The sequence below is a fragment of the Streptomyces inhibens genome (assembly GCF_003389455.1).
Taxonomy (GTDB): Bacteria; Actinomycetota; Actinomycetes; order Streptomycetales; family Streptomycetaceae; genus Streptomyces; species Streptomyces inhibens.
Genome location: NZ_QUAC01000128.1, coordinates 1 through 21,402 on the forward strand (window position 1 = coordinate 1; position 21,402 = coordinate 21,402).

Here is a 21,402-nt window from a genome sequence, read left to right on the forward strand (position 1 = left end):
CCCGCCCGCGGCCCCGCCCGTGGCCTCGGCGCGGGCCCCGCGACGGGCCCGTCCCAAGGGCCCAACGGACACCCTCCAGGGCATCCTCCCAGGCTGACGCCTGTCTGAAGCGGGCAAAAACGGGCAAGTTTTCTACCGTTACGGGCAGCCGTGGACGCGGCTGCGATTGCTATAAACCTGATGCGGGCGGAAACGGGCAGCTCCGTGACCGAACGCAGACCGGAAACACCCCAGACATCAGGTAGGAGTGAGCCATGAGGGCCGAGGAACGCCAGCACCGCATCCTCGCGCTCGCCCGGCAGTCCGGCCGGGTCGAGGTCGCCGATGCCGCGTCGGAGTTCGGGGTCGCCCGCGAGACCGTACGCCGGGATCTGAGCGAGCTGGAGCGCCGCGGCCTGGTCCGGCGCACACACGGCGCGGCGTACCCGGTCGAGAGCGCCGGCTTCGAGACCACACTGGCCCGGCGGGAGACCCAGCAGGTGGCGGAGAAACGCCGGATCGCCGCGGCCGCCGCCGCACTGGTCGGAGAGGCCGAGACGATCTTCGTCGACGAGGGCTACACGCCCGAGCTGGTCGCCATGCTGCTGCCCACCGACCGTCCGCTGACCGTGATCACCGCGTCACTGCGGACCGCGTCGCTGGTCGCGGCGTCCGAGTCGGCCACCGTGCTGCTGGCCGGCGGGCGGGTCCGCGCCGGGACACAGGCGACGGTGGGGTCCTGGGCCCGGGACATGCTCGCCCGGTTCGTGATCGACCTGGCGTTCCTGGGGGCGAACGGCGTCTCCCGGGAACACGGGCTGACCACTCCGGATCCGGCGGTCGCCGAGGTGAAGGAGCAGGCCGTGCGCTCCTCGCGGCGGCGGGTGCTGGTCGGGGTGCACAGCAAGTTCGGCGCCAGCAGCTTCTGCCGGTTCGCCGATGTGAGCGACTTCGACGCGATCGTCACCGACGCGGGGCTGTCCGCGCCGGAGGCCCATCGCTACTCCCTCCTGGGGCCGCAGGTGCTCCGGGTCTGACCGGGGCGGGGGCCGCCCGGACGACCGGCCCCGTAGGAAACCACCGCCATCACACCGCCGAAGGCCACACCCCCGGCCCTCGGACGGTCCCCCGAGCCTGCCCGGAACATCGCGGCAATACCCCCATACCACCCGATATCCCCACCTCCCTCAGACGTCCCCTGAAAGGCAAGAGCCGTGAGATCACGATCCCTCGGGCAAGGCCGTACCGGCCGCGCCATAGCGCTGACCTCGATCACCCTGACCCTGTCGCTGGCCGCCACCGGCTGCTACAGCGGCGCCAACAACGCGGACAACGGCGGTCCGCAGACCATCAATGTGCTGATGGTGAACAACCCGCAGATGGTGGATCTGCAGCGGCTCACCGCCGAGCACTTCACCAAGGAGACCGGCATCAAGGTGAATTTCACCGTGCTGCCGGAGGACGATCTGCGCGACAAGATGAGCCAGGACTTCTCCAGTCAGGCCGGGCAGTACGACGTGGCCAGCCTGAGCAATTACGAGACGCCGATCTATGCGCGCAACGGCTGGCTCTCCCCGCTCGGCGATCGGGCCGAGAAGGACCCGGAGTTCGACCAGAGCGACATTCTCGCCCCGGTCCGCTCCTCGCTCACCGCCGCCGACGGCAAGGTCTACGCGGAGCCCTTCTACGGCGAATCGTCGTTCCTGATGTACCGCAAGGACCTCCTCAAGGAGGCGGGGCTGACCATGCCCACACGTCCTACGTGGCACCAAGTCGCTGACATCGCAGGGAAGTTGGACGGATTCCGCAAGGGCATGAAGGGCATCTGCCTGCGTGGCCAGGTCGGTTGGGGCCAGCTGGTCGCCCCGCTTTCCACCGTCGTCAACACCTTCGGCGGCACCTGGTTCACCAAGGACTGGCAGGCCAAGCTGGACAGCCCGGAGTTCACCAAGGCCACTCAGTTCTACGTCGATCTGGTCCGCAAGCACGGCGAGGCGGGCGCGCCACAGGCCGGGTACACCGAGTGCCTCAACGATATGCAGCAGGGCAAGGTCGCCATGTGGTACGACGCGACCGCCGGCGCCGGCTCGCTGGAGAGCTCCGATTCAAAGGTCGCCGGGAAGGTCGGCTACGCGCCGGCGCCGGTCGAGCGGACGGCGGGCTCAGGCTGGCTCTACACCTGGGCGTGGGGCCTGCAGAAGGCCAGTACGCACCAGGACGCGGCCTGGAAGTTCATCCGCTGGGCCTCCAGCCAGAAGTACGAGCAGCTGGTGGGCCGCACACTGGGCTGGTCGAAGGTGCCTGGAGGCAAGCGGGCATCCCTCTACCGGAACCCTCAGTACCTGAAGAATTCGGGGGCCTTCGCCAAGGCGACCAAGCAGGCGATCAGCTCGGCCCGGCCCAACAACCCCGGCGTTCAGGAACGCCCGGCCCCCGGCATCCAGTTCGTCGGTATCCCCGAGTTCGCCGACCTGGGAACCAAGGTCTCCAACGAGGTGAGCTCGGCGATCGCCGGCAAGCAGAGCGTGCCCGAGGCCCTCAAGAAGAGCCAGCGGCTGGCGCAGGAGGTCTCCGATGCATACGCCAACCGCTGAGGCGACCCGGCCCGTCGAGGCCGTCGCCGCGGCTCCCGGCCGTCAAGCGGCCCGCGCCCGGCGCGCACAGCGGGCGAAGGACTGGGCCCGGCGCGCTCCCCTGCTGCCCGCGCTGGTCTTCCTGATCGCCGTGACCCAACTGCCGTTCCTGGCAACCGTGGTGATCTCCTTCACCCGGTGGAACGCGCTGGCCCCCGACAACCGCGGCTTCGCCGCCTTCGACAATTACACGGCCGTCTTCACCGACCCCGCGATGCGTTCCTCGGTGGGTACGACGGTGCTGCTGACGGTGACCGTGGTGCTGGTCAGCCTGCTGCTGGGGCTGGGCCTCGCGCTGCTGCTGGACCGCAGCTTCCGCGGCCGCGGCATCGTCCGCACCCTGCTCATCACCCCGTTCCTGGTGGTGCCCGTCGCCTCCGCCCTGCTCTGGAAGCACGCCCTCTACAACGCCTCGTACGGGCTGCTCAACGGCGCGCTGACATGGATATGGGGGCTGTTCGGCAGCGACAGCCCGCCGCAGCCGGACTGGATGACCGACTCCCCGCTCGCCGCCGTGGAGGTGTCGCTGATCTGGCAGTGGACACCGTTCATGATGCTGATCCTGCTGGCCGGGCTGCAGAGCCGGGCGACGGACGCCATCGAGGCGGCCCGGATGGACGGCGCCTCCGCCTTCGACATCTTCCGCTATCTCACCCTGCCGCATCTGCGCCGCTACCTGGAACTGGCCGCCCTGCTCGGGACCATCTACGTCGTCCAGAACTTCGACGCGGTGTTCACCCTCACCTCGGGCGGACTCGGCACCGCGAACCTTCCGTACACCATCTACCAGACCTTCTACCAGGCCCATGACTACGGACAGGCGTCCGCGCAGGGCGTCGTCGTCGTGCTGTGTTCGCTGCTGGTGGCGACCTTCGCGCTGCGCTCCGTCTCGTCCCTGCTGCGCGAGGAGGTCACCCCATGACCAGCGCACCCCTGCCCCTGCGCCGCTCCCGCGGCCCCGTCTCCCCCGACGCACGGCGCCGACGGCGCACCGGCAGCCTGCTGGGCCTGGTGGCCTGGCTGTGCGGAATCGCCTTCTTCCTGCCCGTCGCCTGGATGGTGCTGACGTCCTTCCACAGCGAGACGGACGCGGCGACCAATCCGCCCAGCCTCGGCGCTTCCCTCACTCTGCACGGCTACCAGGAGTTCTTCGGCGCGGGCACCGGCGTCAGCCCCTGGCCGCCGCTGATCAACTCGCTGACCGCCTCCGTCGTCTCCACACTCGTCGTCCTGCTGCTGGCCGTACCGGCGGCGTACGCGCTGTCGATCAAGCCGGTGCGCAAGTGGAGCGATGTGATGTTCTTCTTCCTCTCCACGAAGATGCTGCCGCTGGTGGCCGGTCTGCTGCCGGTCTATCTCGTCGCGCAGAACACCGGGATGCTGGACAGCATCTGGCTGCTGGTCATCCTCTACACCTCGATGAACCTGCCGATCGCGGTGTGGATGATGCGCTCGTTCCTCTCCGAGGTACCGGTCGAGATGCTGGAGGCCGCGTCGATCGACGGTGCGGGGCTGCACACCACCCTGCTCCGGATCGTCGCGCCCGTGGCCATGCCGGGAATCGCGGCCACCGCGCTGATCTCCTTCATCTTCAGCTGGAACGAGCTGCTGTTCGCCCGGGTCCTGACGGGCATCGTGGCCGGTACCTCGCCGGTGTTCCTGACCGGCTTCGTCACCAGCCAGGGCCTGTTCCTGGCCAAGGTGTGCGCCGCCGCCACCGTGATCTCCCTCCCGGTGCTCATCGCCGGATTCGCCGCCCAGGACAAACTCGTCCAGGGCCTGTCGCTTGGAGCCGTGAAATGAAAGCCGCAGTGATCAGCGCCCCCGGCAAGGTCGAGGTCACCACCGTGGTGGACCCGACGCCCGGGCCCCGCGAGGTCGTGGTCTCCGTCGCGGCCTGCGGGCTGTGCGGCACCGATCTGCACATCCTCCAGGGCGAGTTCGCGCCCACCCTCCCCGTCGTCCCGGGCCATGAGTTCGCCGGTACGGTCGTCGCCACCGGCAGCGCCGTCACCGAGCTCGCCGAGGGCGACCGGGTGGCCGTCGACCCCTCCCTCTACTGCTTCGAGTGCCACTACTGCCGCACCGGCCGCAACAACCTCTGCGAACGCTGGGCCGCGATCGGGGTGACCACCTCCGGCGGCGCCGCCGAGTTCGCCGTCGCGCCCGTCGCCAACTGCGTCAAGCTGCCCGACCACATCCGTACCGAGGACGCCGCCCTGATCGAACCGCTCTCCTGCGCGGTACGCGGCTACGACATCCTGCGCTCCCAGCAACTGGGCACCCAGGTCCTCATCTACGGCTCCGGCACGATGGGCCTGATGATGCTCGAACTCGCCAAGCGCACCGGTGCGGCCGGCGTCGATGTCGTCGACATCAACCCCGAGCGGCTGGCCACCGCCCGCACCCTGGGATGCAGCAACGCGGCCGGGTCGGCCGACGAGCTGGACCGCCCGCGCGGCTGGGACGTGGTCATCGACGCCACCGGCAACGAACGCGCCATCCAGGACGCCCTGGGCCGGGTCGGCAAGGGCGGCACCTTCCTCCAGTTCGGCGTCGCCGACTACGCCGCCCGCGCCACCATCGAGCCCTATCGCATCTACAACCAGGAGATCACCATCACCGGTTCCATGGCCGTCCTGCACAGCTATGAACGCGCCGCCGAACTCTTCGCGGCCGGCGTCCTCGACCCGGAGATCTTCATCAGCGACCGGCTCCCGCTGGACGACTACGCCGGGGCGCTGGGCCGCTTCCAGGCGGGGGAAGGACGGAAGATCCAGGTGCTGCCGTAGCCCGGAGGTGTGGCGCGGGAGCGGCCGGCGGCCGGCCGCTCCCCAGGCGTACCGGCGCGAGTTCACCGTGCAAAAGCGCGGTGCCGAGCGGGGTGAGGGCGTGGATGACGCAGCCGCCGTCGCGGTGGCTGCGGGCCAGGTTGGCCTCGCGCAGTGCGCTGACATGCTCGCTGGCCGAGGGGGCGGAGACCCGTAAGCGGCGGGCCAGTTCACCGGTGGTCGCCGGGTCGTCGAGGGCGGCGAGGATACGGGCCCTGGTGCGGCCCAGCAGGGTGGACAGCGCCTGTGGGTGGCAGCTGCGGGAGGTGGCCGGGGCCCAGGCCGTGGAGTGTGCGACGGGGTAGACCAGGACCGGCGGCAGTCCGGGGTCGGCGAGGGCGATGGGTCTGCGCCGGCAGAAGTGGGAGGGGATCAGGCGCAGTCCTCGTCCGTGCAGGCGCAGATCGCGCTCGTAGGGATAGTCGACGTGCAGCACCGGTGGCTCCCAGCGGAGCACCGGGCGGAAGGTGTTGAGCATCGCGTCGACGCCGTCGTGGCAGAGCGTGCGGGCGCGGGCGCTGCGGTCGCAGTCGACCGTGGCGGATACCTCCGTCCAGTCGGGGGCGATCACCGCGCGGTGCACCTCCTTGAACGCGTCGGCCAGTTCGTCGAGCGGCTGACGGCTTCCGGTGGCCAGTGCGCCGGCCCAGCGCGGCAGCCGGTCCGGCAGTGCGGCACGGGCGGATTCCGCGGTCAGCCGCGCCCGGGGCGTGTCCCGGAGCGCGGCCAGCCCCGCCGCCAGGCCGTCGCGGGCCGCGTCGGGGGTGAGGAAGTCCGGGAAGTAGCGGGCGTCGGCCGGGGCCAGCGCGCTGATCAGCCGGGCGGCGCGGGTCAGGCCCCGTTCGTCCAGCTCGCGGCGGGCGCGGTCGCGCCAGGCGGCGTGGACCGCTACGCCGCGGCCCGCCGGCGCCAGCTGGTGCATCGCGAGCACCGTTTCCCAGAGCGGATCGGGCTCGGCGGCGATCTGTACGCGCGCGACATCCCGGTCGTCGAAGTGGATGTGCAACATGCGGCCCCCGCGGCATGCTCATGACCCTGTGGGCAGAGCCCCCGTTGCGGGGCCTGCCGTACGGCCCCGCCGTCAGACTGCCCGGCGGGGACCGGCGGTGTCCAGGGCGGGTTGGGGCCCCGGCCATGCGCGGGTGGTGCAGCCGGGTGCGCGGGGCGCCGGGCGGCACTCTCAGCCTTCGAGATGTGCGGCCAGCCGCTCCAGGAACGCCTGCTGGCCTTGCACCATGCGCTCCCGGGCCTGTTCCGGGGTGAACCACGCCACCTTGTCGATCTCGGGGAAGCTGCGGATCGTCCCGGACCCGCGCGGCCACTCCATCTCGAAGGTGCCGGGCTCGATCCGCTCCGGGTCGAGATCGCTCTCGACGGCCCAGACGGTCACCACCTTGCCGTTCGCCTGACGGATCTCCCCCAGGGGTACATACGGACCGTCCGGGGGCGGCATCCCCAGCTCCTCCTCGAACTCCCGCCGGGCCGCGTCCTGTGCTTCCTCCGGCGGTACGTACTCCCCCTTGGGCACCGACCAGGCGCCCGCGTCCCGCCGGGCCCACAACGGCCCGCCCATGTGCCCCAGCAGCACCTCGGCACCCCTCTCGCCGCGTCGGTACAGGAGCAGCCCGGCGCTTCGTTTTCCCGTCATGGCCCTACTCTTCCCCACCGGCGTGCGCGGCGAGCACGGTCTCCACCGTGTCCGCCTCCGCCGCGGTCTTGTCCTCCCGGTAGCGCACCACGCGCGCGAAGCGCAGGGTCACGCCCGCCGGGTAGCGCGAGGACGTCTGCAGTCCGTCGTAGGCGATCTCGACGACGAGTTCCGGACGCACCGTCACGACATGGCCGTCGTCCCGCACCGCGAGCTCCCGCAGCCGCTCGGTCTGCCAGCCGAGGGTGGCGTCGGTGAGTCCCTTGAAGGTCTTGCCCAGCATGACGAAGCCGCCGTCCGGCCCGCGCGCGCCGAGGTGGAGGTTGGACAGCTTGCCGGTCCGCCGGCCGTGCCCCCACTCGGCCGCCAGCACCACCAGGTCGAGGGTGTGCACGGGCTTCACCTTCAGCCATGCGGCGCCCCGGCGGCCCGCGCTGTACGGGGCGTCCAGCGCCTTGACCACGACGCCCTCGTGGCCCCTGCGCAGGGTCGCGGCGAAGAAGTCCTCGGCGGCCGCGCGGGCGGCGGCGTCGGCCGGGTCCCGGACCACGCAGCGGCGCACCCGCAACGGCTCGGGGACCAGCCGGGACAGTTCCGTGTGCCGCTGTTCGCCGGGCAGTTCCAGCAGATCGCGGCCGTCGACCGACAGGACGTCGAAGAAGACCGGGGACAGTGGCAGCGCGGCGTGTGCGGCGGACACGTCCACCCGCGAGCCGAAGCGGCCGGCGACCCGCTGGAACGGCACCGGACGGCCCGCGCCGTCCAGTGCGATCACCTCACCGTCCAGGATGAAGCGTGTGGCCGGCAGCGCGCGGGCGACGGCGGTGACCTCGGGCAGCCGGTCGGTGACCTCGTCCAGGGTGCGGGTGTGGATGCGGACGTCCGGCCCGTCCCGGTGCACCTGTACGCGGATGCCGTCGAGCTTCTCCTCCACGGCGCAGGCGCCGAGCCGCTCGACCGCCTCGGCCACGGACTTGGCGCTCTGCGCAAGCATCGGCCCGACCGGCCGGCCGACGGTGAGCCGGAATTCCGCGAGTGCCTGCGGCCCTTCGGCGAGCAGCGCGCGGGCGACGTCCCGCAGCGATCCCGCCAGCATCACGGCCCGTCGTACGTCTGCCGGGGGCACCTGTGTCGCCGCGGCGAGCCCTTCGACCGCGAGGGCGTCCAGCGCGCCCTGTCGTACCTCGCCGGTGAGCAGGCCGATCAGGAACCGCTGCTCGTCCTCGGTCGCCGCGGCCAGCAGCTCGCGGACCAGGCGGCGCCGCTCACCCTGTGCCCCGGCGCCCGCGACCCGGGCCAGGGCGGTCAGCGCCGCGTCCACCTCGCGTACGGTCAGCGTGGCGCGGTCAGCCGCCGCGACCGGCTCGCGCAGCACGCTCCAGCCGACCCCGATCCGCCCCTGCGGCAGCCGTCCGGCCAGATACGGGATGACCACGGGGGCGTCCTCCGGTGCGGCGGCCCGGAACAGCCCGGCCAGCAGCGCGATCTTCTGTGAACGCGCCGATGTCGCGGCGACATCCCCCGACACCTGTGCGAGATCGGCCAGCAGCATACGGCCATGGTGCCTCCGCGACGCGGTCCCCGCTTGCCCGGCCGCGGAAGCCACGGGTGCCCGGGCTCGCGGTCAGGGGGCGAGGTAGGAGTGAAAGAGGTTTTCCGGGTCCCATTGGGCCTTGATCTCCTGTAGCCGGTCCCAGGTCGCGGGGGCGTAAGAGCGCCGGGCCCGTGCGGGGTCGGCCTCCAGGTCCGTTTCGGCGATGTAGTGGCAGCCGTTGCGCTGCGGGTCCACTGCGGCCATCGCCTCCCGCAGCCAGCGTGTGTTGGCCTTGTCCTCGGCCGGGTCCTGCCAGACCGCGTAGCAGACGAGGTAGGACTCGCCGAGCGGGGCGAAGGCCATGTTCCGCAGCAGCGCGGGGACCTGGGAAACCGGCTGCACGGGTGCGAGCACAAGGGACTTGCCGGAGGGGGCGCGGGCCATCGCGTCGGCCATCCGCGTCAGCTGGGTTTCGTAGCTCTCCGGGGACCACAGGGTGTCCGTCGCGTACCGGTGCGCCGGTGGCCAGACCGCGGCCGCGCCCTCGTGCAGGGCGGCGAACGATGTCGGCCCGGGCAACTGCCTTGCGACGGCGAGTTCGCCGAAGGGGCAGTCGGCGAACGGGTCGAGCGCCGCGAGGGCTTCTTGCTGCGTGGTGGCGAACGCGGTGGCGGCGACGGTGATCCGGGAGCCCGGCGCAGCCGTGTCCGCCGGTTTCGCGGAGGGCACGAGGACGAAGGCCGTTTCGACGTACGGTGGGAGCCGGCGTGCGAGCGGGGCCGCCCAGCCGGTCACCCGGGCGGCCTCGGCCAGCGGGAAGGAAAGGCTGGTCGCCATGATCGATGCGGGGTGGGGGTGCAGGGTGAGGCGGAAGCGGGTGACGGCGGCGCAGAATCCCGGCCCGGCGCCGCGCGCGGCCCAGAAGAGATCGGCGTGCTCCGTCTCGCTACAGGTGACCGTCCGCCCGTCGGCGGTGACGGCCCGGATCTCCTGGACGTCCGCGCACGAGGCGCCCCATGCGCGGGAGTTCCAGCCGAGGCCGCCGCTGAGCAGGAATCCGCCGACCGCGACGGAGGGGCAGTGGCCGACGGGGAAGGCCAGTTCGTGCGGGGTGAGGGTGGCGACCAGATGCCGGCCGGTGGCGCCCGGCCCCACCGTGGCCGTCGCCGGGGCGGCTGCGGTGGCGGGGGTGAGGGCGCACCGGCGGAGCCGGGAGAGATCGAGCAGCAGACCGTCGTCGCGGAGCGGCGAGCCGGACCAGTTGTGCCCGCCGGAGCGTATCGAGATGCGTAGTCCCTGCGTACGGGCGTATCTGACGGCGTGCGCCACGTCTTCCTCGGATGCGGCCCGCATGACGAGGGCGGGGAACCGCCGCGGCACGACCTCGTTCCACACCGCGTCGGTCCGGGCGTTCTCGTAGCCGGGGTCGCCCCGGCGGATCAGACTTCCGTCGATGTCGGGCGCGGGTGCCGGTGTCCGTTGGCGCATGGTGGCCTCCTCGCCACGCGGCGGATCGTCAGCGGGTGATCAGGGCGAAGACGGCGAGGGACACCAGATAGCCGAGCACCACCACCGCGGCGCCCATCACCTGCACCCGGCGGCCGATGGCCCGGCCGGGCACCAGCCAGAAGGCGAGCCCCCTGTTCACCAGAGGCATCAGCAGCCAGGTCAGCGCGCTGACGCTGAGGATGTTTCCGATGAACAGGCCGAGGTATTCGTGGACCTTGAGGTGGTTCAGCTCAAGTCCCACGGTCAGGTTGATGACCATCACGGTCGGATAGAGGGCCAGGAGCACGGTCATGGCCTGTTTCCAGTTGGGCGGAGCACCCTCACCGTTGCCGTGGTCGAACTGGAACCAACCACTGAACGCCGAGCCGACCTTGCGCACGTCGTAGGAGGTGAAGTATCTGCGCCCCTCCTCCAAAAGCGTCTCGCGCACATCGGATTCGAGCCAGTCGTCGAGGTGCTCGCGGGAGTCGAACCGGAAGACGACGACCCAGTGCTCCTGAACGCCCTTCACCGGCTTGAACAGCTCGGAACCCATGAATCCCGGCGCCTTCTCCTGTGCTTTGAGCGTCTTCTCCTGCCAGTTCAGAAATTGCTGTTCGTATCCGGGCTTCACCACGTGGGAGATGACGGCCGTGACGACCTCCGGAGTCACCTGGGCCGGGCTGCCGCCATGGAGCACCTCCTGCGTCGGAGGTTCGTCGAAGATTCCGCGCGCTTCTTCGAGCAATTCCTGTCGCCGGCCGGAATCCAGCCAAGCGGTCAGGTGGTCCATTCCGGAAAAGCGGAAAACGGCCACCCATTCATTGGCTTCACCGGCGCCGGGCGGATACACCTCGGCGCCCACGAAACCTTCGAATTCGCGGGCAGCCTGGTTCGTTTTGTCCTGCCAGCGCTGATACTCGTCGGTCCGGCCTTCGCGCACCTTCTGCGAGGTCACAACGGTGGCGGTGTCAGCCGCGGAACCACGGCTTGCACGGGCACTCACCTGGAGTAGCCTAGTGCATAACGGATTTTTAGGGCAAATCGGGACTTTAACCTAACCGTTCAGCCAAGGAATCGATGCCGATCGGAGACTCCGTAATGGGACAGAAAGAACTCCTCACAGAGGCCGTACGGCTCGCCACGGAATCCGTGGAGAACGGCTGGGGCGGCCCGTTCGGTGCGGTGATCACGCACAACGGGGACATCATCGCCCGCGGGCAGAACCGCGTTCTGCTGACCGGCGACCCCACCGCCCACGCCGAGGTGGAGACGATCCGGAAGGCCGTGCAGGTCCTCAACCCTGAGGCTCCGTCAATCTCCGTGGAGCATGAGAACGAAAGCACTCTGGAATACGTCCCCCGCCCCGAGGGGTCACCGGACCCGCTCCCGGAACGCGCCCGTATGCTGCAGGGCTGCTCGATCTACATCAGCGGTGCCCCCTGCCCGATGTGTATGAGCGCCATCTACTGGTCGCGCATGGATGCGGTGTACTACAGCTGCGACCTGGACGACACCGCGAGGATCGGCTTCGACGACACGTTCCAGTACGAGGACTTCAAGAGGCCGCTCGACCAGCGGAGGATCAAGGTCGAACAGATCTACCCCGAGCTGGGCGCCCATGCGTACGCGGCGTGGACCAACCGCGAGGAGAAGCATCCGTACTGACGGCGGATCAAGGCTGTCGGCTCTCGTGCACGATCTCACCACCGACGACGGCCGTCTCGGCGACCGTGCCGGGGATGTCTTCGGCAGCCACCCGCAGAATGTCCCGGGACAGCACCACGAAGTCGGCAAGCTTGCCGACGGTCAGTGAACCCCGTTCCTCCTCAAGGAAGTTGGCGTACGCGGAGCCCATCGTGTACGCGTACACCGCGGTCTCGGCACTCACCGTCTCGGCCGGCTGCCAGGCCTCGCCGCCACCGAGCGGCCGCCGGGTGACGGCGGTGTAGAGCCGGCGGCGGTGACGGCGGCGCTGATGACGATGGCTTTGGCGCGGGTCCAGGGGATGCCGAGGACCTGAAGGTTCAGGCTGGACGAGTAAAGCGTGATGATCGAGTTGGTGACCGATCCGCCGAGGACCAGGGCCAGGAAGAGCGGCTGGAACCAGCCGGGCAGCAGCTTCTCGGTGCCGGCGACGGCATCGGTCATATCCGTACGGGTGGCGGCGGCCACGCCGATGATGCCGAGCGCGACCGAGGAGACCAGACCGCCGAGGGCGCCGCTCCAGGTGAGGGCGCGCAGCGAGGTGTCCTTCGGCAGATAGCGGGTGTAGTCGGCGGGCATCGGCAGATACGAGAACGGGCCGGCCAGCATGACGACGAAGGCCAGGCTCCAGCCGGCCGCGCCGGGCCCGTCGGCGGGGGCGAGGGTGTCCGCGCCGGGCACGATGAAGACCAGCAGCGCGGCGAAGCCGACGGCGAGGACGTACGCCATCCAGCGCTCGGCGAACTGGACCGTGGCATGCCCCCACATCGCCACCACGAAGGTGAGGGCGAGGGTGACCAGCAGAGCGAGCGCGCGGACGAGGTCGCCGCCGTGCCGGCCCAGATCGGCGAAGAACGCTTCGAGCGCGAGGGTTCCCACCACCGTGTTGACGATGGTGTAGCCGATGCTGACCACCCAGTTGAGCAGTCCCGCGGGCCAGTTGCCGCGTACGCCGAAGGCCGCGCGGGAGATCACGAGGGTGGCGGTGCCGGTGCGGATGCCGCTCAGGCCCGCGGCGCTGATGGCGAAGAAGGACAGCCCGCCGATGACCACCACCGCGGTGGCCTGCCAGAAGGACAGGCCGAAGGCGACGGCGAGGGCACCGTTGATCACGTAGGTGAAGGTGAGATTGGAGCCGAACCAGAGCCAGAACAGGTCCTTGGCGCTGCCGTGCCGCTCATCGTCCGGGATCGGGTCGATGCCATGGGTCTCGACCCGGAAGACCTCGTCACTGTCGGGTGTGCCCGTGATGCCGGCCCCGCCCGCCGTCCCGATGAGCTCCGTATCCGGCTGCTGCTGCGCCATCCGCGCACCGCCTTCCGCACCCATGACTGAATGCCGATATCTTGAATGCCGTTCTAACTTTTAGAACGGCATTCAAGATGTGGGACCGCTTCCCCGCCCGTCAAGACCTCTGCGGAAATTCACGGATAGGGTCGGGAGGCAGGGACCGGGCGGGACGAGGCAGGGACCAGGCGGGACCGGGACGCACGACCGGGGCGCAGGGTCCGCACGGAAGAGCAGAGGCGATACGGGTGGCAGGGGCGGCACGGCGGCGCGACGGGCATATCGCCCAGGAACGGATGCTCGAAGAGGCCATGGCCGCGATCGCCGAGAACGGCCTGGCCACGCTCACCATGTCCGCACTCGCCGAGCGGCTGGGTACCAGCGGCGGGCACATCCTGTACTACTTCGGCAGCAAGGACCTGCTGCTGCTGGAGGCGCTGCGCTGGAGCGAGGCCGCACTCACCCAGGAGCGGCACGCGCTGCTGGCTCGACGGCTGACCGCGGAGCGCAAGCTCGACCTGTTCCTGGAGCTCTATCTGCCGCGCGGCCCCCGTGACGCCCGCTGGATGCTGTGGATCGAGCTCTGGGCGCGTACGCCCTCCAACGAGTCGCTGCGGCGCGCCCAGGAGGAGATGGACCAGGGCTGGCAGGACGACCTGGAGGCGCTGCTCGCCAAGGGCGTGGCACGGTCCCGGTTCGCCCCCATGGACGTACCGGCGCGTGCCTCGGAACTCCTCGCGCTGCTCGACGGGTTGAGCACCCGGGTGGTGCTCGGCCAGCGCGGCACGGACCGCGACCGGGCGCTGTCGGTGGCACGGTCGGCGGCCGAGCGTCTGATTGTCAGGGCCGAGAGGTGATCGTCGGAGCCGACCATCGCAGCCGGCGGCTGACCGTCGGATCCCGCGGCTCAGGAGGGAGCCGTGCCGGGCCGCGGCGGCACGCTCACTCGTACATCACATACTCCGACTGCGGCCGCAGGGCCAGCACCTCCTTCGGCGTCATCAGGCGGCTGCCCTGCGCATCCTCCTCGTAGAACAGCTTGAAGCCCAGGACCCGGCGCCACTGTGCGGCCGTGGTGTCCTCGGCCGGTGTGAGCGGCGAGACCCCCGCGTTGTTGACCAGTACGTCGGCACAGCCGTAGCGCTCGCGCACACCGTCGGCGAGCGCGGTCACATACGCCTCGGACGTGATGTCCCCGACTGCCGCGGTCGCCTCCGCCCCGGTGTCCCGTACGGCCGCCAGCGTCTCCCCCGGCTCCTTGATGTCGGCCAGCACCAGCGCATAGCCCTCGGCGGCCAGCACCTCGGCCACCTTCCGGCCGATGCCCTGTGCGGCACCGGTGACCACGGCGACCAGCGCGGATTCTGATTCTGCGTTCTGCGGGCTGACGTCCATGCGGCCAGCCTGCCCCGCGGCCGGGGCATCATGAGGAGCGATCACCGGCGAAATCGGGCTGTCACGGCTCAACAAGGGCCTCGCGGAGCTGCCGGGCACGGCCGTCGCGGAGGTGTCCGCGTAGCGTGAGCGTGTGATCAGGCCCCGACGCCTCGAAGCCCGGTGCGGCTCTCCCGAAACCGTCCGTAACCTCCGCCCCGTCCGTCACCTCTGGTACGCCGCATACGGCTCCAACATGCATCTCGACCGGCTGACGTACTACCTCGCCGGCGGCCGGCCCCCTGGCGGGCTGCGCACGTACCCCGGCTGCCGGGACCCCCGCCACCCCGCCCGCACGGCACCGATCATGCTGCCCGGTCTGCTGTACTTCGCCACCGAGTCACAGGTGTGGACCGGCGGCAGAGCCTTCTACGACCCCGGCACCGAGCCCGAGCCCGGCTCCGCGCCTGCCGGCAAGCCGGCCGACTCCGAGGCCGAACTCCCCGCCCGCGCCTACCTTCTGACGCCACAACAGTTCTCCGACATCGCCGCCCAGGAGATGTACCGGGAGCCGGGCGAGGATCTCGATCTGACCGAGGCCCTGACTCGCGGCCGGTCCCGGATCGGCCCCGGCCGCTACGAAACCCTGGTCTGCGCCGGACTCCTGGACGGCTGTCCGGTACTGACCTTCACGGCCCCGTGGAGCAGCAAGGACATCGCCCTGAACCCGCCCTCCGCGCCCTACCTGCGGCACATCGCGGCCGGGATCGTCGCCGCCCACGGCTGGAGCCCGCTCAGGGCCGCCGAGTATCTGGCGGGCTGCCCGGGAGCCCAGGGGCACTGGACGGCGACCGACATCGCGGCACTGCTCACCGCTCCCGGCACATCGTGAACCCACAGTTCAGCCACGCAGGAGCCGTCCGAGCCGTCCGAGCCGTCCGAGCCGTCCGAGCCGTCCGAGCCGTCCGAGCCGTCCGAGCCGTCCGAGCCGTCCGCAGGGCGAATATCCGGAGGACAGCGGGTCCGGACGCGGGACACACTCCAGAAGTGGCTGATCACGAGCAAGAGATTCCGGCCCCTGGATTCCGCTTCAAGCCCACGCTGAGCGGCGAGCTGGTCCTCCTACGGCCGGTCACGGTGAACGACGTGCCCGCGCTGATGCCCATGTTCCGGGACGCGGAGGTGACGCGGCTGACCGGCAGCCACGACGATGGCGAGCCCGATGAGGGACAGCTACGGGCGTAGTACAGCACGCGTGCCGCCCAGGACGACCGCCTGGACCTCGCAGTGGTGGAGAAGGCGACCGGGAACGTCGTCGGGGAGGCGGTGCTCAACGAGTGGGACCCGGACAACGAGGGCTGCGGATTCCGCATCTCCTTCGTTCCCGGGGCCCAAGGGCGCGGCCTGGGGACCGAGGCGACCCGGCTGATCATCGGTTACGGCTTCGAGAAGCTGGCTCTGCATCGCATCTCACTGGAGGTGTACGCCTTCAACCCGCGGGCCCGCCGCGTCTACGAGAAGGTGGGCTTCGTCCTTGAGGGCGTCCTGCGGGATGCGCTGCTGTGGGAGGGCGAGCGGGTGGACGCCGCGGGGATGTCGATTCTTGCGCCGGAATGGTTCCGGCACCGTGGGCGGCCGGAGCGAGCGGGCCATACGCCGGCTTAGCCGTGCCCCCTCGAACGGGTGGCGCAAGCTGCCCGAACGCTTCGGCCGCACGTGATCCTTGTCCGGCTCCGAACGCGATCGGAGAGACACGGCCTAGTCGAACCGGTCGGACTGGTCGAACCGGTCGGACTGGTCGAACCGGTCGGACTGGTCGGACTGGTCGGACTGATCCAACTGACGGAGCAGACCAGGCAGTTCGGCAAAGGATTCGAGCACATGGTCCGGTGTGCCGCCGGCCGCCCGATGCGTCTCCGGCAGGTATTTGCCGGTCTTGACGAGCACGCCGGTGATCCCGCAGCGCTGGGCCGCCAGCACATCGGACTCGATGTCATCGCCCACCATCAGCGTGCGCCCGGCGGAGGCGCCCAGGTGCGCCAGGGCGGTGGCGAAGAACGCCTTTGCCGGTTTGCCGGTGACTTCCGCCTCGACCCGGGCGGCCCGTTCCAGCCCCGCCAGAAAGGCGCCCGTGTCCAGGTCGAGCCCGTCCGCCGTGCGCCAGTACAGATTCCGGTGCATGGCGACCAGCCGGGCTCCATGCTGCAGATGCCGAAAGGCCGTATTGAGCGCCGGGTAGCTGAATTCCTCGCCCGCACCGCCGAAAATCACCACCTCGGGCGCCTCCGAGCGCTCTTCACCGGTCCCCTCGCCGATGAGCGTCACCCCCTCCAGATCGCCCCGTACATCACCGCTGTTGATCAGCAGACAGCGCGCGTCCGGATGGTGTTCTCGCAGGTAGGCGGCGGTGACGGCAGGGGCGGTAAGGATGTCGTCGACGCCTACGGGAAAGCCCTCCCCGGCCAGCCGCTCGGCGATCGCGGCGCGGGTCCGCGAGGTGGTGTTGGTGACCAGCGCCAGCGGCAGTCCCGCGGCGCGGAGCCGTTCCATGGCCTCCACAGCGCCGGGCAGCGCCTTCCAGGACACCGTGAGCACACCGTCGATATCGATCAGAACCGCTCCGATTCCATCCATATGCCGACGGTAACCACGGTCGGCCCTGGTCAGCCATGGTCAGGGCGTACGGCCGAGAAGGATCAGCTCCCGACTTGCGAAGTATCGGCACATGGGGTTACTTCGAAGTGAGGTGTGGACGTGGCTTCCGTCTCCCCTGAGTAGGGGGTGCACACTGTGCTGTTCACCGACCGCGTTGATGCGGGGCACCGCCTTGCCGAAGCACTACGGCACCTGGAGGGGGACGAACCCATCGTCCTGGGACTGCCTCGCGGCGGGGTCCCGGTGGCCTTCCAAGTGGCGCAGGCGCTCAAAGCGCCCCTCGATGTGATCGTCGTCCGCAAGCTCGGGGTCCCCTACCAGCGCGAGCTGGGGTTCGGCGCCATCGGCGAAGGCGGCGTACGGGTGATCAGCGACGACATCGTCCGCCGCGGCCGGCTCGATGATGCGGACCTGGCGTCCGTGGAACATGCCGAGGCGGCGGAACTCTCACGGCAGGCGCAGCGGTTCCGCGCCGGACGGCCGCGGCTGACCCTCGAAGGCCGGACGGCGATCGTGGTGGACGACGGGATCGCCACCGGCTCCACGGCGGCGGCCGCGTGCGAGGTGGTACGGGCACAGGGCGCGGCCCGCGTGGTGCTCGCCGTTCCGGTGGCGCCTCCCGACGCGGCGGAGCGTCTGCGCGGCAAAGTCGATGAATTCGTCTGTCTCTCCACGCCGTTCGCCTTTTCCGCGGTCGGTGAGTGGTACCGGGACTTCTCCCAGACCGCGGACGACGAAGTCGTCTCCCTGCTGGCGCAGGCCTCGGCCGGTCCCGAGACGCGTCGCCCCGCGCCGTCCTCCGACATCGCGGGCGAAGCGGATACGGAGCGGGACGTGGAGGCCGAGGTGGCGATCGACGCCGCCGGGTTCCGGCTGACCGGGGACCTCAATCTGCCGGCGGGCGCCAAGGCGGTCGTGATGTTCGCCCATGGCTCGGGCAGCAGCCGCCACAGCCCCCGCAACCGCCTGGTCGCCGAGGCCCTGAACCGGGCGGGCCTGGGCACTCTGCTCTTCGACCTGCTCACACCGGCGGAGGAGGCCAACCGGGCGAATGTCTTCGACATCGAAACCCTGGCCGAGCGGCTGACGGACGCCACCGGCTGGCTGCGCGACCGCGCCGCCCTCCCGATCGGCTACTTCGGCGCGAGCACCGGAGCCGCGGCGGCGCTGCGGTCCGCCGCCGCCCCCGAAGCGGACATCGGGGCCGTGGTCTCCCGCGGTGGCCGCCCCGACCTCGCCGGCCCGCTGCTCGCCGGTGTACGGGCTCCGACGCTCCTGATCGTGGGCGGCGCCGACCCGCTGGTCCTCGACCTCAACCGCGAGGCCGAAGCGGCCCTCCAATGCGAAACCCGCCTGGAAATCGTCCCCGGTGCCACCCACCTCTTCGAGGAACACGGTGCCCTCGACCAGGTCGCCCATCTCGCCCGGGACTGGTTCCTCAGCCACTTGGTGGGGCAGGCGTAGGGGGGTGGGGCGGGCGTAGCGGCGTGGGACAGGCGTGGCCTGACCCGATCGCTCAACGCCCCTGGCTCCAGGGCGGGTCGGGTCTCGGGCGGCGGGTCAGGCGGCAGCTCTCAGGCGATGGTGATTTCGCCCATCGCGCTCCAGCCGTCCGCACCCTCGATGGTGGTGCTCACGATGTCGGGGGTGCGGCTCAGCAGCGGGCGCATCTGCTCGATCCCGGCGCGGAAGTGGTCGGAATTGACGTGCGCTTCGGCGGCATCGTCCTTGAACGCCTCGACCAGTACATAGGTGTTCGGGTCCTCGATGCTGCGGGACCACTCGAACCACAGGTTGCCGGGCTCGGCGCGGGTGGCATTGGTGAAGGCTTCGACGTGCCGGGGCCAGTCTTCGGCGTGCTCGGGCTTGACGGGGAACTTGACGACAATGAAGATCATCCGCCGATTCTAGGTCATCTGGCAACATGTACCGTCAAGCCGGTGCAATCGTGCCGTTACGGCCTCGCTGCGGCCTCACTGTGGTCTCGCTACGGCCGCACGATGGCCTCACTGCGGTCCCGTCGGCGCTCACCCTCCCACGTCCGCCTCGGCGGTCGTGGCGCGGCTCAGCGACTTCACGAGCAGCACCCCGACGACGATCAGCCCCACCCCGAGCCAGGCCGGCCCGGCGTCCAAGGCGAGGACCGCAATGCCCACGGGGGTCAGATAGCCCGCCAGCGGAATGAGCATGGCGCTGACCGGGGGCTCCGGCGGGCCGGGAAGATTGCGTTCGCGCCGCGCACGGGCCCGTGCGACCTCGGGATACCAGCTGGTGAATTGGAGCGCGACGATGATGGCCGCGATCTGGATGATCCAGCCCGTCCAGAGATTGTTGGCATTGTGGAGCACGAGATCGCCGTAGGCGCCCGCGATGGCCGCGACACCGAACGCGGCACCCCACACACCGGTGATGCGGTAATTGGTCCGGAGGAATGCGGGCTCGTTCCAGATCTCACGGGGCACCTGCTCACGGGCGTACTGCAGGGTGAACGGCTGTTTGATGGCCATGGAGCCCAGAGCGATCACCAGCAGTGCGATGTTGGAGATCTCCCCCGCGTACGTCTCCAGCCAGCGGTGTGCGCCCGGGGAGGCGAAGATGCCGATGATCACCATCACCGCGAAGAAGACCACATCGGAAATCTCCAGGATTTTGAAGGATGTTCCGCGGTGGCGCAGGTGACCGGCGATGACAATCGCCACGGCGATGGCAAGGGATATTCCGACCGCCCATTCATAGCGCCCCGGACCGACGATGACCGACATCGCGATCCATGGCGCCATACCGAAGACGGGACTGTCGAGCAGCTGCGACAGCCGGCCGCCGGCGGCGGACTCCTGCCGGTCGAGTGACATGACAACAGCCTCTCCGTGAGGAGAACCTCTTTCCACGCTAGACCGCCGCGACGGCGCGCTCTACTCGGGGCGTGCCCGGAACGCCGCCCGACGGGTTCGGCAGGGGTGGGGGACGTCTCCGGGGTGGCTCAGGGGTGCGTCAGGGTGACCCCTGAAGGCAGGGCGGCCGGGACTCGGGATGCTGTGGCACATGAGTTCTTCTTCCTTGTCCCGCAGGGCAGTTGTGGGTGCAGCGCTGTCCGGTGCGGTGGTCCTCGCGACGACGGGTTCCGCGCATGCCGCCGGTCGTCCGTCCATGGCGCGGTCGTCGGGCGGCCCGGTGCCCCCGCCTGCGCCGGCTCCTCCGACGCCGGTCCCTCCGCTGAATGTGCCCGCGCTCCGGGCCGCCATTTCCGACCTGGAGCACCCGCAGCTGACCGCGGCCCAGCTGCGGGTGAGCGGCTCGGCCGGGCGGTGGTACGGCACCGCAGGCGTCGCCGACCGGGGCACCGGCCGCGAGGTCCATGAGCGTGACACCTTCCGTATCGGCAGCATCACCAAGGTCTTCGTGGCGACGGTGGTGCTGCAGCTCGCCGCCGAGCGCCGACTCACGCTGGAGACGCCGATCCAGCGTCATCTGCCCGGTCTGCTGCCCGAGGGCTTCCCGCCGATCACGGTGTTGCAGCTGCTGAACCACACCAGCGGGCTCCCCGCCGAGCAGGGTGAACCGGACCTGTCCACCCCGGAAGCGATTGCCCGTCACCGCTACGACCGGTGGACGCCCCGGCAGTTGGTGGCGCTGGTCTCGCACGGCTCGGTGAAGTTCACCCCCGGCACCGCGCAGGAGTACCGGGGCATCAATTACGTCCTTCTGGCACTGCTGATCGAGCAGCTGACCGGGCGCCACTACGGAGCGGTGATCGGCAGCCGTATCCTGCGCCCGCTGGGCCTGCGGCACACATCCGTGCCCGGCGACGACCCACGGATTCACGGGCCCCATGTGCACGGCTATATGAAGATGACGGACGGGTCCCTGCTGGACATCACCGAGTTCGAGCAGTCGGACGCCTGGGGCGAGGGCGAAATGATCTCCCACACCGGCGACCTGGACCGCTTCATCACCGCCCTGTTCTCCGGCGAGCTTCTGCCGCCTCGTGAGCTGGAGCGGATGTTCACACTGCCGCCGGACGACGTACGGATGGTGGACGGCACCCCGGCGCGCTATGCCGCCGGTCTGCAGACCGTCACGGTGAACGGCATCACCTTCTGGGGCAAGACCGGCGAGCGGTACGGCTATGCGTCGGCGATGGTCGCCACCCGCGACCAACAGCGCCGTGCTGTCTTCTCGTTCAACCCGACCCACCGCGACAAGACCCAGCTGCAGGTCACCCTGCGCATAGCCGAGGCCCTGACCAAGGCGTAGGCGTAGGCCGGA

General features: G+C 70.1%; 20 protein-coding genes and 2 pseudogenes. 11 read left to right on the forward strand and 11 right to left on the reverse strand.

Annotated elements, in window-relative coordinates:
- Nucleotides 1-254 precede the first annotated feature (254 nt).
- From DY245_RS16600 to DY245_RS16620, 5 genes are all read left to right on the forward strand, one after another.
- Nucleotides 255-1,016, forward strand: a complete 762-nt coding sequence (locus DY245_RS16600; RefSeq protein WP_128508035.1) for a DeoR/GlpR family DNA-binding transcription regulator — start codon at nucleotides 255-257, stop codon at nucleotides 1,014-1,016.
- A gap of 177 nt (nucleotides 1,017-1,193) precedes the next feature.
- Nucleotides 1,194-2,573 carry an ABC transporter substrate-binding protein gene (locus DY245_RS16605; protein ID WP_128508036.1) on the forward strand — a complete coding sequence of 460 codons (1,380 nt, stop codon included), beginning with the start codon at nucleotides 1,194-1,196 and terminating at the stop codon, nucleotides 2,571-2,573.
- Nucleotides 2,554-3,534, forward strand: coding sequence for a carbohydrate ABC transporter permease (locus DY245_RS16610; RefSeq protein ID WP_128508037.1), 981 nt, complete (start codon nucleotides 2,554-2,556; stop codon nucleotides 3,532-3,534). The genes DY245_RS16605 and DY245_RS16610 overlap by 20 nt, the downstream gene beginning before the upstream one ends.
- The gene (locus DY245_RS16615; protein ID WP_128508038.1) at nucleotides 3,531-4,415 is read left to right on the forward strand and encodes a carbohydrate ABC transporter permease; all 885 of its coding nucleotides are present in this window, start codon (nucleotides 3,531-3,533) and stop codon (nucleotides 4,413-4,415) included. Before DY245_RS16610 ends, DY245_RS16615 begins: the two co-directional genes overlap by 4 nt.
- A complete protein-coding gene (locus tag DY245_RS16620) occupies nucleotides 4,412-5,404 on the forward strand; it encodes a zinc-dependent alcohol dehydrogenase family protein (RefSeq protein WP_128508039.1) in 993 nt (330 codons plus the stop codon). Before DY245_RS16615 ends, DY245_RS16620 begins: the two co-directional genes overlap by 4 nt.
- On the opposite strand, the gene DY245_RS16625 is transcribed toward DY245_RS16620, so the two are convergent.
- From DY245_RS16625 to DY245_RS16645, 5 genes are all read right to left on the reverse strand, one after another.
- The gene (locus DY245_RS16625) at nucleotides 5,316-6,452 is read right to left on the reverse strand and encodes a winged helix-turn-helix domain-containing protein (protein ID WP_128508040.1); all 1,137 of its coding nucleotides are present in this window, start codon (nucleotides 6,450-6,452) and stop codon (nucleotides 5,316-5,318) included. The genes DY245_RS16620 and DY245_RS16625 overlap by 89 nt on opposite strands.
- A gap of 171 nt (nucleotides 6,453-6,623) precedes the next feature.
- On the reverse strand, nucleotides 6,624-7,091 hold the full coding sequence (locus tag DY245_RS16630) for an NUDIX hydrolase (protein ID WP_128508041.1): 468 nt from the start codon (nucleotides 7,089-7,091) through the stop codon (nucleotides 6,624-6,626).
- A 4-nt stretch (nucleotides 7,092-7,095) separates the two neighbouring features.
- The gene (locus tag DY245_RS16635; protein WP_128508042.1) at nucleotides 7,096-8,643 is read right to left on the reverse strand and encodes an ATP-dependent DNA ligase; all 1,548 of its coding nucleotides are present in this window, start codon (nucleotides 8,641-8,643) and stop codon (nucleotides 7,096-7,098) included.
- 72 nt (nucleotides 8,644-8,715) lie between these two features.
- Nucleotides 8,716-10,113, reverse strand: a complete 1,398-nt coding sequence (locus DY245_RS16640; RefSeq protein WP_128508043.1) for an FAD-binding oxidoreductase — start codon at nucleotides 10,111-10,113, stop codon at nucleotides 8,716-8,718.
- 28 nt (nucleotides 10,114-10,141) lie between these two features.
- The gene (locus DY245_RS16645; RefSeq protein ID WP_244943080.1) at nucleotides 10,142-11,119 is read right to left on the reverse strand and encodes an antibiotic biosynthesis monooxygenase; all 978 of its coding nucleotides are present in this window, start codon (nucleotides 11,117-11,119) and stop codon (nucleotides 10,142-10,144) included.
- 74 nt (nucleotides 11,120-11,193) lie between these two features.
- On the opposite strand from DY245_RS16645, the gene DY245_RS16650 reads away from it, so the two are divergent.
- A complete protein-coding gene (locus tag DY245_RS16650; RefSeq protein ID WP_244943081.1) occupies nucleotides 11,194-11,781 on the forward strand; it encodes a nucleoside deaminase in 588 nt (195 codons plus the stop codon).
- Nucleotides 11,782-11,788: 7 nt separating this feature from the next.
- Here DY245_RS16650 and DY245_RS16655 read toward each other — a convergent pair whose 3' ends face one another.
- Both DY245_RS16655 and DY245_RS16660 read right to left on the reverse strand, forming a co-directional pair.
- Nucleotides 11,789-12,118 (reverse strand): amidohydrolase family protein, encoded by a 330-nt coding sequence (locus DY245_RS16655; RefSeq protein WP_425329399.1) that lies wholly within the window; start codon nucleotides 12,116-12,118, stop codon nucleotides 11,789-11,791.
- A pseudogene (locus DY245_RS16660) lies at nucleotides 12,064-13,125 on the reverse strand (purine-cytosine permease family protein); the annotation flags it as partial. The gene DY245_RS16655 and the pseudogene DY245_RS16660, both read right to left, overlap by 55 nt.
- A gap of 230 nt (nucleotides 13,126-13,355) precedes the next feature.
- Here DY245_RS16660 and DY245_RS16665 point away from each other — a divergent pair.
- Nucleotides 13,356-13,964: a TetR/AcrR family transcriptional regulator gene (locus tag DY245_RS16665; protein ID WP_128508045.1), complete on the forward strand. Its 609-nt coding sequence runs from the start codon at nucleotides 13,356-13,358 to the stop codon at nucleotides 13,962-13,964.
- 85 nt (nucleotides 13,965-14,049) lie between these two features.
- Here the strand turns inward: DY245_RS16665 and DY245_RS16670 are convergent, their stop codons facing one another.
- A complete protein-coding gene (locus DY245_RS16670; protein WP_128508046.1) occupies nucleotides 14,050-14,502 on the reverse strand; it encodes an SDR family NAD(P)-dependent oxidoreductase in 453 nt (150 codons plus the stop codon).
- Nucleotides 14,503-14,635: 133 nt separating this feature from the next.
- Between DY245_RS16670 and DY245_RS16675 the strand changes: the two genes are divergently transcribed.
- A complete protein-coding gene (locus DY245_RS16675) occupies nucleotides 14,636-15,373 on the forward strand; it encodes a histone deacetylase (protein ID WP_181923716.1) in 738 nt (245 codons plus the stop codon).
- Between the two features lie 266 nt (nucleotides 15,374-15,639).
- A pseudogene (locus tag DY245_RS16685) lies at nucleotides 15,640-16,146 on the forward strand (GNAT family N-acetyltransferase).
- Between the two features lie 93 nt (nucleotides 16,147-16,239).
- Here DY245_RS16685 and DY245_RS16690 read toward each other — a convergent pair.
- A complete protein-coding gene (locus DY245_RS16690; protein WP_128508047.1) occupies nucleotides 16,240-17,115 on the reverse strand; it encodes a TIGR01458 family HAD-type hydrolase in 876 nt (291 codons plus the stop codon).
- 156 nt (nucleotides 17,116-17,271) lie between these two features.
- On the opposite strand from DY245_RS16690, the gene DY245_RS16695 reads away from it, so the two are divergent.
- Nucleotides 17,272-18,600, forward strand: a complete 1,329-nt coding sequence (locus DY245_RS16695; protein WP_128508062.1) for a phosphoribosyltransferase family protein — start codon at nucleotides 17,272-17,274, stop codon at nucleotides 18,598-18,600.
- A 110-nt stretch (nucleotides 18,601-18,710) separates the two neighbouring features.
- Here the strand turns inward: DY245_RS16695 and DY245_RS16700 are convergent, their stop codons facing one another.
- On the reverse strand, nucleotides 18,711-19,034 hold the full coding sequence (locus DY245_RS16700; protein ID WP_128508048.1) for a putative quinol monooxygenase: 324 nt from the start codon (nucleotides 19,032-19,034) through the stop codon (nucleotides 18,711-18,713).
- Between the two features lie 129 nt (nucleotides 19,035-19,163).
- Nucleotides 19,164-19,988 carry a hypothetical protein gene (locus DY245_RS16705; RefSeq protein ID WP_128508049.1) on the reverse strand — a complete coding sequence of 275 codons (825 nt, stop codon included), beginning with the start codon at nucleotides 19,986-19,988 and terminating at the stop codon, nucleotides 19,164-19,166.
- A gap of 367 nt (nucleotides 19,989-20,355) precedes the next feature.
- Between DY245_RS16705 and DY245_RS16710 the strand changes: the two genes are divergently transcribed.
- A complete protein-coding gene (locus DY245_RS16710) occupies nucleotides 20,356-21,390 on the forward strand; it encodes a serine hydrolase domain-containing protein (protein WP_244943082.1) in 1,035 nt (344 codons plus the stop codon).
- The last annotated feature ends 12 nt before the right edge of the window (nucleotides 21,391-21,402 follow it).